Consider the following 12,152-nt stretch of genomic DNA (forward strand, 5'->3'; position numbering starts at 1 on the left):
ACACTAGCCGCACCTTTGCCGGCCCGCCTTACGGCGGGCCCTCGAAAAAATAGCGGGCATTATCCGCCAAACCCGACTCTTTGTCTTGGGGACAGCTCATATGGAATTCCTCGTCAAAAGCACCCGCCCGGAAACCCTGAAGACCGCCACCCTGGTGCTGGCCATCGGCGAAGGCCGCAAGCTGGGCGAAGCCGCCAAGGCCGTCGACGCGGCCAGCGGCGGCGCCCTCTCCGCCGTGCTCAAGCGTGGCGACATCGCCGGCAAGCCGGGCCAGACCCTGCTGCTGCACAGCCTGCCCGGACTCAAGGCCGAGCGTGTGCTGCTGGTGGGCAGCGGCAAGGGCGATCTATCCGACCGTCAGTTGCGCAAATTGGTTGCAAGCCTGCACGGCGTGCTCAAGGGCCTCGGCGGCAGCGACGCCGTGCTGGCCCTCGGCGAGCTCAAGGTCAAGGGCCGCGACGCCTACGGCAAGGCGCGCCTGATCGTGGAAACCCTGGCCGACGGCGACTACCTGTTCGAGCAGTTCAAGAGCCAGAAGGCCGATGCCCGCGCGCTGAAGAAGATCACCCTGATCGCCGACAAGGCCGAACTGGCTGCGGTCGAGCGCGGCGCGCAGCACGCCCGCGCCATCGCCAGCGGCATGGCGCTGACCAAGAACCTCGGCAACCTGCCGCCGAACCTCTGCCACCCCAGCTACCTGGCCGAAGAGGCCAAGGCTTTGGGCAAGGCGCACAAGAACCTCAAGGTGGACATCCTCGACGAGAAGAAGCTCAAGGAACTCGGCGCCGGCGCCTTCCTCGCCGTGGCCCAGGGCAGCGAGCAGCCGCCGCGGATGATCGTCATGCACTACCAGGGCGGCAAGAAGGACGACAAACCCTTCGCCCTGGTCGGCAAGGGCATCACCTTCGACACCGGCGGCATCAGCATCAAGCCGGCGGCCGGCATGGACGAGATGAAGTACGACATGTGCGGCGCCGCCAGCGTGTTCGGCACCCTCAAGGCGGTGCTCGAGCTGCAACTGCCGATCAACCTGGTGTGCCTGCTGGCCTGCGCCGAGAACATGCCCAGCGGCCGCGCCACTCGCCCCGGCGATATCGTCACCAGCATGAGCGGGCAGACCGTGGAGATCCTCAACACCGACGCCGAAGGCCGCCTGGTGCTGTGCGACACCCTGACCTACGCCGAACGCTTCAAGCCGCAGGCGGTGATCGACATCGCCACCCTCACCGGCGCCTGCATCGTCGCCTTGGGCAGCAACGTCTCCGGCCTGATGGGCAACAACGAGGCGCTGATCAAGCAGATCCTCAAGGCCGGCGAGCAGGCCGACGACCGCGCCTGGCAGCTGCCGCTGTACGACGAATACCAGGAGCAGCTGGACAGCCCCTTCGCCGACATCGCCAATATCGGCGGGCCCAAGGCCGGCACCATCACCGCCGGCTGCTTCCTCTCGCGCTTCGCCAAGAACTATCACTGGGCGCACCTGGATATCGCCGGCACCGCCTGGATCAGCGGCGGCAAGGACAAGGGCGCCACCGGCCGCCCGGTGCCGCTGCTGACCCAGTACCTGCTCGATCGCGCGTAGGTTGACGCTGAGCGCAGCGAAGCCCGACGAGGAGCGCGCAGCGCTCCGCCCGGCGGCCTGAAGCCAAGGCCGCCGAGCACATTGGCGACTCAAGCCCCCTGCCACCCATAGCGTTCAACGAGCCCCTCATGCGTATCGAGTTCTACGTCCTCTCCTCCAGCGACGCCGAAGGCCGCCTGCGCGCCGCCTGCCAACTGGCGCTGAAGGCCTGGAGCGCCGGCCTGCCGGTGTTTGTCCGCGGCGGCGACGCGGCGCAGTGCGAGGCGCTGGACCAGTTGCTGTGGGCGTTCAAGGCCGAGCGCTTCGTGCCCCACGACCTGCACCGCGACGCGCCGCAGTCGCCGGTGACCCTGGGCCTGGACGAGGCGCCGGGCTTCGAGCAGGGCGTGCTGATCAACCTCGGCAGCAGCCTGTCGCCGCATGTCGAACGCTTCGCGCGGATCATCGAGATCGTCAACCAGCAGCCGGATCTACTCGACGCCTGTCGCGAGAATTTCCGTACCTATCGCCAGCGCGGGTATGATCCCAAGCGCGTAGAACTGTAAAGCGCGTCGCCCCATGGACAAGCCCCCGCACAAGCCGACCCAACTGCTCAACGACCTCGAGTCGATCCGCGAACTGCTGGGCGACGAAAGCCTCGAGCCGCCGCTGCTGATCGATTCGCTCGACCCGGACAGCATCCCGGTGCTCTCCGATATCGTCAGCGCGCCGCCCGGCCCGCCGCCACCCTTCAATATCGCCCCGCCGCCCAGCGGCCCGTCGGCCGCTGCCAGCAGCGCCACGCTGCGCGCCAGCCTGGAGCCGCGCCTGCAAGACAGCGCCCGCGACCTGCAGCGCCTGGACGGCGAACTGCGCGCCGCTGCGCAACTGATCCTGCAGGACGTGATCGACGATTTCGTGCCGCAGATCGAGGCCGAACTCAAGCGCCGCCTGGAAGCCCGCCTGCCGCGCCTGCTACCGCCGCGCAAACCCTGACCTGCCCCTAACGCCTCTGGCGCGGCCCCCGCTACCGCTCGCTGACGCGCTGCCCTTACGCCGCAAGGCCCATCCCCGTTATACTTGCCGGCTTTTCCGATCAGCCGTCACAAGGGTCCCGCCGCGCATGGACAAGACCTACCAGCCGCACGCCATCGAATCCAACTGGTACCAGACCTGGGAGCAGAACAACTACTTCGCCCCACAGGGTAGCGGTGAGCCGTACTGCATCATGATCCCGCCGCCGAACGTCACCGGCAGCCTGCACATGGGCCACGGCTTCAACAACTCGATCATGGACTGCCTGATCCGCTTCCGCCGCATGCAGGGCCGCAACACCCTGTGGCAGCCGGGCACCGACCACGCCGGCATCGCCACCCAGATGGTGGTGGAGCGCCAGCTGGCCGCGCAGGGCATCGGTCGTCACGACCTGGGCCGCGAGAAGTTCCTGGAGAAGGTCTGGGAGTGGAAGGAACAGTCCGGCGGCACCATCACCCGGCAGATCCGCCGCCTGGGCTCGTCGGTGGACTGGTCGCGCGAGCGCTTCACCATGGACGAGGGCCTGTCCGAAGCCGTTAAAGAGGCCTTCGTGCGCCTGCACCAGGATGGTCTGATCTACCGCGGCAAGCGCCTGGTCAACTGGGACACCAAGTTCCACACCGCCATTTCCGACCTCGAAGTGGAAAACCACGACGAGAAGGGCCACCTGTGGAACCTGCGCTACCCGCTGGCCGACGGCAAGAAGACCGCCGACGGCAAGGATCATCTGATCGTCGCCACCACCCGCCCGGAAACCATGCTCGGCGACGCCGCCGTGGCCGTGCACCCGGAGGACGAGCGCTATAAAGCCCTGATCGGCAGCTTCGTCGAACTGCCGCTGGTGGGCCGGCGCATCCCCATCATCGCCGACGACTACTGCGACCCCGAGTTCGGTACCGGCTGCGTGAAGATCACCCCGGCGCACGACTTCAACGACTATGAAGTCGGCAAGCGCCACTACCTGCCGCTGATCAATATCTTCGATGCCGACGCCGCCGTGCTGGCGCGCGCCCAGGTGTTCAATATCGACGGTAGCGTCAACACCGAGGTGGACGGCAGCCTGCCGGCCGAATACGCCGGCCTGGACCGCTTCGAGGCGCGCAAGCGCATCGTCGCCGCCTTCGAAGCCGCAGGCCTCTTGGAGAAGATCGAAGACCACGCGCTGAAAGTGCCGAAGGGCGACCGCTCCGGCACCGTGATCGAGCCCTGGCTGACCGACCAGTGGTACGTCTCCACCAAGCCTCTGGCCGAGAAGGCCATCGCCGTGGTCGAGAGCGGCGAGATCCAGTTCGTGCCCAAGCAGTACGAGAACATGTACTTCAGCTGGATGCGCGACATCCAGGACTGGTGCATCAGCCGTCAGCTGTGGTGGGGCCACCGCATCCCGGCCTGGTACGACGAGGCCGGCAACGTCTACGTCGGCCGCGACGAGGCGGAGGTGCGCGCCAAGCACAACCTCGGCGATGCCGCCCTGCGCCAGGACGAGGACGTGCTGGACACCTGGTTCAGCTCCGGCCTGTGGACCTTCTCCACCCTCGGCTGGCCCGAGCAGACCGATTTCCTCAAGACCTTCCACCCCACGGACGTGCTGGTCACCGGCTTCGACATCATCTTCTTCTGGGTCGCCCGGATGATCATGCTGTCGACCCACCTGACCGGGCAGATCCCGTTCAAGACCGTGTACGTGCACGGCCTGGTGCGCGACGGCCAGGGGCAGAAGATGTCCAAGTCCAAGGGCAACGTGCTCGACCCGCTGGACATAGTCGACGGCATCAGCCTGGACGAGCTGCTGGAAAAACGCACCAGCGGCATGATGCAGCCCAAGCTGGCCGAGAAGATCGCCAAGCAGACCCGCGCCGAATTCCCCGAAGGCATCGCCGCCTACGGCACCGACGCCCTGCGCTTCACCAACCTGGCGCTGGCCTCCACCGGCCGCGACATCAAGTTCGACATGGGCCGCGTCGAGGGCTACCGCAACTTCTGCAACAAGCTGTGGAACGCCGCCAACTTCGTCATCGAGAACACCGATGGCCAGGACACCGGCGTCAACGGCGAGCCAGTGGATCTGTCGCCGGTCGACCGCTGGATCATCTCCGCCCTGCAGCGCTGCGAGCAGGACGTGACCCGCCACCTCGACGCCTTCCGCTTCGACATGGCGGCACAAGCCTTGTATGAGTTCATCTGGGACGAGTACTGCGCCTGGTACCTGGAACTGGTCAAGCCGGTGCTGTGGGACGAGAACGCCCCGATCGAGCGCCAGCGCGGCACCCGTCGCACCCTGGTGCGCGTGCTGGAAGTGATCCTGCGCCTGGCTCATCCGTTCATGCCCTTCATCACCGAAGAAATCTGGCAGCGCATCAAGGCCCTGGCTGGCAAGGACGGCGCCACCCTGATGCTGCAGCCCTGGCCGGTCGCCGCCGAGGAGCGCATCGACGCCGCCGCCGAGGCCGATATCGAGTGGGTCAAGCAGCTGATGCTCGGCGTGCGCCAGATCCGTGGCGAGATGAAGATCTCCATGGCCAAGCGCATCGACATCATCGTGCAAAACGCCGCGGCCTCCGACCTGCGCCGCCTGGCCGACTTCGAGCCGCTGCTGAACAAGCTGGCCAAGCTGGAATCGGTGCGTGTACTGGCCGCCGGTGAAGAGGCGCCGATGTCCGCCACCGCCCTGGTCGGCGAGATGCAGGTGCTGGTGCCGATGGCCGGGCTGATCGACAAGGACGCCGAGCTGGCGCGCCTGGACAAGGAAATCGCCCGCCTGCAGGGCGAAGTGCAGCGCGTCGGCGGCAAGCTCGCCAACGAGGGCTTCGTCGCCAAGGCGCCGGCCGAAGTGCTGGACAAGGAACGCGCCAAGCTGGCCGAGGCCGAACAGGCGCTGAGCAAGCTGGTGGAGCAGCGCGGCAAGATCGCCGCGCTCTGATCCCTGCGCAATACCCACAGGCCCGCGCCCTAACCGGCGCGGGTTTTGTTTTTTCCGCAGAGGCCCGACTCGGCCTCCGTTTCATCGATTGACCGGTACACCCATGACTGCCCGCTCCCCTTCCCTACTCGACGCGCTGCTGCCGATCGGCGTGCTGGTGCTGCTGCTCGGCCTTTCCGTCTACCTGTTCGGCGACGGCTCCTCCAGCGGGCCGAACCAGATCGCCCTGATGAGCGCCGCCTTCGTCGCCGGCCTGGTCGGCCTGAAGAACGGCCTGCGCTGGGCCGAGATCGAGGAAGGCATACTCGCCGGCATCCATATGGCGATGAAGGCCAACCTGATCCTGCTGGCGGTCGGCGCGCTGATCGGCACCTGGATTCTCGCCGGCACCGTGCCGACCATGATCTGGCTCGGCCTCAAGCTGATCAGCGCCGAGTACTTCTACCTCACCAGTTGCCTGATCTGCGCGCTCACCGCGCTGTCGATCGGCAGCTCCTGGACGGTGGCCGGCACCCTCGGCATCGGCCTGATGGGCGTGGCCGCGGGCCTGGGCCTGGATCCGGCGATCACCGCGGGGGCGATCATTTCCGGCGCCTATTTCGGCGACAAGCTGTCGCCGCTGTCGGACACCACCAACCTGGCCCCGGCCGCCGCCGGCGCCGAGCTGTTCGCGCATATCCGCAACATGCTGCGCACCACGCTGCCGGCGCTGCTGATCGCCCTGGCGATCTTCTTCGTGCTCGGCCAGCAGGCCGGCGCCAGCCACGACACCGGGCGCATCGCCGAGGTACTGGCGGCGCTGGAAACGCAGTTCAGCCTGGGCTGGCACCTGCTGCTGCCGGTGGCCTTTCTGCTGCTGCTCGCGGTGCGCCAGTGGGCGGCCTTTCCCGCGGTGTTTCTCGCCGCCCTGCTCGGCGCGCTGTTCGCCGTGCTGTTCCAACCCGAAGTGATGAGCCGCCTGGCCGATCCGGCGGCCGGCGCCCTGGCGCCGCTGAAGACGGTATGGAGCGCGCTGTTCGCCGGCTATCAGTCGGCCAGCGGCAACGCCGAGCTGGACGGCCTGCTGTCCAAGGGCGGTATGGCCAGCATGCTCACCACTGTGTGGCTGATCATCTGCGCCATGTGCTTCGGCGGCGTGCTGGAGCGCCTCGGCCTGCTCCAGCGCCTGCTGCACAGCGCGCTGCGCCTGGTACGCAGCGACAGCGGCCTGGTCGCCAGCACCATCACCACCAGCATCGGCACCAACGCCATCACCGCCGACCAGTACATCGCCCTGGTGCTGCCGGGGCGCATGTACCGCGCCGAGTACGAGAAACGCGGCCTGCCGCCGACCAGCCTGTCGCGCGCCCTGGAAGACGGCGGCACCCTGACCTCGGTGCTGGTGCCCTGGAACACCTGCGGCGCCTACATGGCCGCCACCCTCGGCGTGGCCACCCTGAGCTACCTGCCCTACTGCTTCTTCAACCTGATCATGCCGCTGCTGGCCATCGCCCTGGCCTATATCGCGCCGCCCAGGCCGCAAGCGCTCGACTAGGCATCCGCGCTAGCCACCGGGGCGACCGCCGCGCCGTCCCGGGACTCCTCATCAGGTCGCAAAACGCTGCTGCTGTTTGCCCCTTTTCGCCATAAAAGCCTTCCCTTTTTCCAATTGATTCAGGCATCTTCAGCCGCCTGGCTACAGCCTCCGGCACCTCCCGACCAATAAAAATCAGAACGGAACCCCCGAACATGTATGCGTTGATGGCACTCGTCTTTGTCCTCGGCTACCTGTGCATCGCACTGGAGCACCCGTTAAAGATCGACAAGGCGGCCTCCGCGCTGCTCACCGCCGTGGTCGCCTGGACCATCCTGGTACTGGGCGCCGACAGCATCCTGCCGCTGCTGGGCACCGGCACCGCCGGCGCCAGCACCAACACCAATCACGTGGTCGAGGAACTGCGCCACCACCTGGGCGAGATCTCCGAGATCCTGTTCTTCCTCATGGGCGCCATGACCATAGTCGAGCTGATCGACGCCCACGAAGGCTTCAAGGTGATCACCGACCGCATCCGCACCACCAAGCGCGTGCACCTGCTGTGGCTGGTGGGGCTGATCACCTTCTTCCTCTCCGCCGCGCTGGACAACCTGGCCACCACCATCGTGATGATCTCGCTGCTGCGCAAGCTGATCGCCGACCAGCACGAGCGCTGGTTCTACGCCGGCATCGTGGTGATCGCCGCCAACTCCGGCGGCGCCTGGTCGCCCATCGGCGACGTCACCACCACCATGCTGTGGATCGGCGAGCAGGTCACCGCCACCGGCATCATCGCCAAGCTGTTTCTGCCCAGCCTGGTCTGCCTGCTGGTGCCGCTGATCCTCATGAGCTTCGTGCTCAAGGGCGAGGTCACCCCGCCGCGGCTCAAGGAAAGCGCCGAAAGCCGTCGCGACCCGACCACCCCGTTCGAGCGCAACCTGGTGTTCTGCTTAGGGCTAGGCGCGCTGATCTTCGTCCCGGTGTTCAAGACCATCACCCACCTGCCGCCGTACATGGGCATCCTCTTCGGCCTCGGCCTGCTGTGGGTGACCACCGAAATCATCCACCGCAGCAAGAACAGCGAGGACAAGGACCCGCTGTCGGTGGTCGGCGTGCTGCGCCGCATCGACATCACCAGCGTGCTGTTCTTCCTCGGCATCCTGCTGGCGGTGTCCGCGCTGTCCAGCGCCGGCCACCTGATCCAGGTCGCCACCTACCTCAAGGACAGCCTGGGCAACGTCTACAGCATCGCCATCTCCATCGGCATGCTGTCGGCGGTGGTGGACAACGTGCCGATGGTCGCCGGTGCGATGAAGATGTACCCGCTGGTCAGCCCGGAAACCCTGGCCACCGCCGCCGCCAGCGAACTGCCCTGGCTGCGCAACTTCGTGGTCAACGGCAACTTCTGGGAAATGCTCGCCTACTGCGCCGGCACCGGCGGCAGCTGCCTGATCATCGGTTCGGCGGCCGGGGTGGCCGCCATGGGCATGGAGAAGATCAACTTCATCTGGTACCTGAAGAAGATCACCGGCCTGGCCTTTATCGGCTACCTGGCCGGCGCCGCCACCTATATCGCCATCGCCAGCCTGTAACAGGGAGCGCCGCACATGGACGTGAGCAAGACCCGCACCAGCTTCTACCGCCGCCTCTACGTCGCCTGGCTGATCGACAGCGGCCAGGCCACCAGCGTGCCGGCGCTGATGGCCGCCACCGGCATGCCACGGCGCACCGCCCAGGACACCCTGGCGGCGCTGGCCGAACTGGATATCGACTGCCAGTTCGAGCAGAACGCGGGCGAGCGCAACAACGCCGGGCACTACCTGATCCGCGACTGGGGCCCCTTCGACAAGCGCTGGATCGCCGCTAACCTGCAACAGATCAAGACCACCCTCGGTTATCCCTGAAATACTCGCCAGCATCTAGAGCCTGCTCACAGCCTAGCGAGCTAGGTTCCTGCAAGGCGAAAACAGGAGAGGAGGCGCAGTTTACTTGTGGTAAATGAGCACTCCGAGCCTGTTTTCAACGCAGCAGGGCCGACGCGCAGCAGGTTGTGAGCAGGCGTTAGGGAGTTGCGATGAATCCGGATCTGCTGTGGGTGCTGGCCTTGCTGGCCGGCGCCGTCACCCTCTTCGTCATCGGCAAGCCGCGCATGGACGTGGTCGCCCTGCTGGTGCTGGTCGCCCTGCCGCTGAGCGGCGTGCTCGACCTGCAACAGAGCCTGGCCGGCTTCAGCGACGCCAACGTGATCCTGATCGCCGCGCTGTTCGTCATCGGCGACGGCCTGGTGCGCACCGGCATCGCCTACCGTCTCGGCGACTGGCTGGTGGCCAGGGCCGGCAGCAGCGAGACGCGCCTGTTGATCCTGCTGATGCTGACGGTGGCCGGCCTCGGCTCGGTGATGAGCTCCACCGGCGTGGTGGCGATCTTCATCCCGGTGGTGCTCGGCGTCGCCGCGCGCCTGCGCATCGCCCCGGCGCGGCTGATGATGCCGCTGGCCTTCGCCGGGCTGATCAGCGGCATGCTCACCCTGGTGGCCACCCCGCCCAACCTGGTGGTGCACGCCGAACTGCGCCGCGCCGGCCTGGACGGTTTTTCCTTCTTCGACTTCACCCCCATCGGCCTGGCCGTGCTGCTGCTGGGTATCGGCTACATGCTGCTGGCGCGGCGCTGGCTGGCGCGCAGCGCGGCCGGCAAGGGCGATGAGCCGCCACGCCTGACCCTCGCCGACCTGGCCGAACGCTACCGCCTGAACGGCCGCGAGCGGCGCCTGCAACTGCGCGCCGACTCGCCGCTGGCCAACCAGGTGCTCAACGAGCTGGCGCTGCGCCGCGACTACGGCATCAACGTGATCGCCGTCGAGCGCCGCCGACGCCTGCGCACCCTGCTGCTGGTGGCCAGCGGCAACACCCAGCTGGAGCCCGGCGACGTGCTGCTGGTGGACATCGCCAGCCCCGCCATCGGCCTGCTCGGCAGCTACCAGGCACTCGGCCTGGAACCCATGCCGCTGCCGCACTCCTACTTCAGCCTGCACGCCCACCAGCTGGGCCTGGCCGAGGTGGCGCTGCCGCCGGAGTCGCAGCTGCCGGGCAAGACCATTCAGGAACTGGGCTTTCGCTCGCGGCACAAGCTCAACGTGGTCGGCCTGCGCCGCCAGGGCCGGGCCCTGGAAGGCCTGCTGGTGGACGAGAAGCTCAAGGCCTCGGACTGCCTGCTGGTGGCCGGCGAGTGGAAGGACATCCACCGCCTGCAGGCACAGAGCCGCGATTTCCTGGTGCTCAGCCTGCCGGCGGAAGTGGCCGAGGTGGCGCCGGCCGCGCGCAAGGCACCCTACGCCCTGCTCAGCCTGGCGGTGATGGTGGCGCTGATGGTTTCCGGCCTGGTGCCCAACGTGCTGGCCGCGCTGATCGCCTGCCTGCTGCTGGGCGCGTTTCGCTGCATCGATCTGGACAGCGCCTACCGCGCCATCCACTGGCCGACGCTGATCCTGATCGTCGGCATGCTGCCCTTCGCCCAGGCCCTGCAGCAGACCGGCGGCGTCGAGCTGGCGGTCCAGCTGCTGGTCGGTGGCCTGGGTGGCGCCGGGCCCTACCTGATCCTCGCCAGCCTGTTCACCCTGACCGCGCTGATCGGCCTGTTCATCTCCAACACCGCCACCGCGGTGCTGATGGCGCCGGTGGCCATCGCCACCGCGCAGGCGCTGGACGCCTCGCCGCTGCCCTTCGCCATGACCGTGGCGCTGGCCGCCTCGGCGGCGTTCATGACGCCGATCTCCTCGCCGGTCAACACCCTGGTGCTCGGCCCCGGCCAGTACCGCTTCGGCGACTTCGTGCGCATCGGCGTGCCCTTCACCCTGCTGGTGATGGTCGTCAGCGTGCTGCTGGTACCGCTGATCTTTCCGCTCTGAACTTGGCCTGGGCGGCCCCGCGACACCCTGCAGGGGCATGCGGTACAGCGTACGCGCCCGTAGAAGCGGCTTCAGCCGCGCAGAGGCGCGAGACGCCGCGGCTGCGCGCCAGGCCTGGCTGTGGGAAAATCCCGCGCCCCGACCCGCCAGATGCCCGCCATGCCCCAGCCGCCGAAACGCCCGCGCAAGCCCGCCCCGCCCGCCGTCAAGACCGCTCCGGCCAAGGGCCAGCTGCACCCGCGCAACCGCCACCAGGGCCATTACGACTTTCCCGCGCTGATCCAGCTCAGCCCCGATCTGGGCCGCTTCGTCATCGCCAACCCCTACGGCAAGCCGAGCATCGACTTCGCCGATCCGGCCGCCGTGAAAGTATTCAACCGCGCCCTGCTCAAGCAGTTCTACGGCATCGAGCACTGGGACATTCCCGACGGCTACCTGTGCCCGCCGATCCCCGGGCGCGCCGACTACCTGCACAACCTCGCCGATCTGCTGGCCAGCGAAAATGCCGGGCAGATCCCGCGTGGCGGCGCCATCCGCGCCCTGGATATCGGCGTCGGCGCCAACTGCATCTACCCGCTGATCGGCCACTGCGAATACGGCTGGCACTTCACCGGCGCCGATATCGCCGCCGAGGCGCTGGCCTCGGCGTGCGCCATAGTCGCCGCCAACCCGCAGCTGAGCGGCGCCGTCGAGCTGCGCCAGCAGGCCAATGCCGAACACATCTTCCAGGGCCTGCTGCAGCCCGGCGAGCGTTTCGACCTGAGCCTGTGCAACCCGCCCTTCCACGCCAGCGCCGACGACGCCAGCCGCGGCAGCACGCGCAAGTGGCGCAACCTCGGCAAGCTCGACCCCAAGCGCAAGCTGCCGGTGCTCAACTTCGGCGGCCAGGCCGCCGAGCTGTGGTGCCCGGGCGGCGAGGCGGCCTTCCTCAAGCGCATGGCCAGCGAGAGCGCGCAGGTGGCCGAGCAGCTGCTGTGGTTCAGCAGCCTGGTGTCCAAGGGCGGCAACGTCGAACTGCTGCAAGGCTGGCTGGCCAAGGCCGGCGCCTGTGAGGTGCGGGTGCTGGGTATGGCCCAGGGCCAGAAGCAGAGCCGCCTGGTGGCCTGGACCTTCCAGGATGCCGAGCAGCGCAGCGCCTGGCGGCAAACCCGTTGGCGGTGAGAGCTGCTGGTGTGCACGGCGCCCCCTACGCGCTATCCCCTAGCGGGCTCCGGGCGCA

9 protein-coding genes are annotated in these 12,152 nt (G+C 67.6%); all 9 read left to right on the forward strand.

Annotated features, from left to right (window positions below; all coding sequences use genetic code 11):
• Window positions 1-100: 100 nt before the first annotated feature.
• The 9 genes from EA796_RS12505 to rlmF all read left to right on the forward strand — a co-directional run bounded on the left by EA796_RS12505 (window position 101) and on the right by rlmF (window position 12,094).
• On the forward strand, window positions 101-1,582 hold the full coding sequence (locus EA796_RS12505; RefSeq protein WP_122108841.1) for a leucyl aminopeptidase: 1,482 nt from the start codon (window positions 101-103) through the stop codon (window positions 1,580-1,582).
• 128 nt (window positions 1,583-1,710) lie between these two features.
• The gene (locus EA796_RS12510; protein WP_122108842.1) at window positions 1,711-2,127 is read left to right on the forward strand and encodes a DNA polymerase III subunit chi; all 417 of its coding nucleotides are present in this window, start codon (window positions 1,711-1,713) and stop codon (window positions 2,125-2,127) included.
• Between the two features lie 13 nt (window positions 2,128-2,140).
• On the forward strand, window positions 2,141-2,557 hold the full coding sequence (locus tag EA796_RS12515; RefSeq protein WP_122108843.1) for a DNA polymerase III subunit chi: 417 nt from the start codon (window positions 2,141-2,143) through the stop codon (window positions 2,555-2,557).
• Window positions 2,558-2,684: 127 nt separating this feature from the next.
• On the forward strand, window positions 2,685-5,516 hold the full coding sequence (locus EA796_RS12520) for a valine--tRNA ligase (protein WP_122108844.1): 2,832 nt from the start codon (window positions 2,685-2,687) through the stop codon (window positions 5,514-5,516).
• A 103-nt stretch (window positions 5,517-5,619) separates the two neighbouring features.
• Complete coding sequence (nhaC, locus tag EA796_RS12525) at window positions 5,620-7,050, forward strand: Na+/H+ antiporter NhaC (RefSeq protein ID WP_122108845.1); 1,431 nt, start codon at window positions 5,620-5,622, stop codon at window positions 7,048-7,050.
• Window positions 7,051-7,244: 194 nt separating this feature from the next.
• Window positions 7,245-8,621, forward strand: coding sequence for a sodium:proton antiporter NhaD (gene nhaD / locus EA796_RS12530; protein ID WP_122108846.1), 1,377 nt, complete (start codon window positions 7,245-7,247; stop codon window positions 8,619-8,621).
• Window positions 8,622-8,636: 15 nt separating this feature from the next.
• On the forward strand, window positions 8,637-8,933 hold the full coding sequence (locus EA796_RS12535; protein ID WP_021443321.1) for a helix-turn-helix domain-containing protein: 297 nt from the start codon (window positions 8,637-8,639) through the stop codon (window positions 8,931-8,933).
• 170 nt (window positions 8,934-9,103) lie between these two features.
• A complete protein-coding gene (locus tag EA796_RS12540; RefSeq protein WP_122108847.1) occupies window positions 9,104-10,933 on the forward strand; it encodes an SLC13 family permease in 1,830 nt (609 codons plus the stop codon).
• Between the two features lie 159 nt (window positions 10,934-11,092).
• Window positions 11,093-12,094: a 23S rRNA (adenine(1618)-N(6))-methyltransferase RlmF gene (gene rlmF, locus EA796_RS12545; protein ID WP_122108848.1), complete on the forward strand. Its 1,002-nt coding sequence runs from the start codon at window positions 11,093-11,095 to the stop codon at window positions 12,092-12,094.
• Window positions 12,095-12,152 lie beyond the last annotated feature (58 nt).

The organism is Pseudomonas sp. AOB-7 (assembly GCF_003696305.1).
Taxonomy (GTDB): domain Bacteria; phylum Pseudomonadota; class Gammaproteobacteria; order Pseudomonadales; family Pseudomonadaceae; genus Aquipseudomonas.

Coding starts and splice junctions, on each gene's coding strand:
- EA796_RS12505 (WP_122108841.1), top strand. CDS start 101: ATGGAATTCCTCGTCAAAAGCACCCGCCCGGAAACCCTGAAGACCGCC.
- EA796_RS12510 (WP_122108842.1), top strand. CDS start 1,711: ATGCGTATCGAGTTCTACGTCCTCTCCTCCAGCGACGCCGAAGGCCGC.
- EA796_RS12515 (WP_122108843.1), top strand. CDS start 2,141: ATGGACAAGCCCCCGCACAAGCCGACCCAACTGCTCAACGACCTCGAG.
- EA796_RS12520 (WP_122108844.1), top strand. CDS start 2,685: ATGGACAAGACCTACCAGCCGCACGCCATCGAATCCAACTGGTACCAG.
- nhaC (WP_122108845.1), top strand. CDS start 5,620: ATGACTGCCCGCTCCCCTTCCCTACTCGACGCGCTGCTGCCGATCGGC.
- nhaD (WP_122108846.1), top strand. CDS start 7,245: ATGTATGCGTTGATGGCACTCGTCTTTGTCCTCGGCTACCTGTGCATC.
- EA796_RS12535 (WP_021443321.1), top strand. CDS start 8,637: ATGGACGTGAGCAAGACCCGCACCAGCTTCTACCGCCGCCTCTACGTC.
- EA796_RS12540 (WP_122108847.1), top strand. CDS start 9,104: ATGAATCCGGATCTGCTGTGGGTGCTGGCCTTGCTGGCCGGCGCCGTC.
- rlmF (WP_122108848.1), top strand. CDS start 11,093: ATGCCCCAGCCGCCGAAACGCCCGCGCAAGCCCGCCCCGCCCGCCGTC.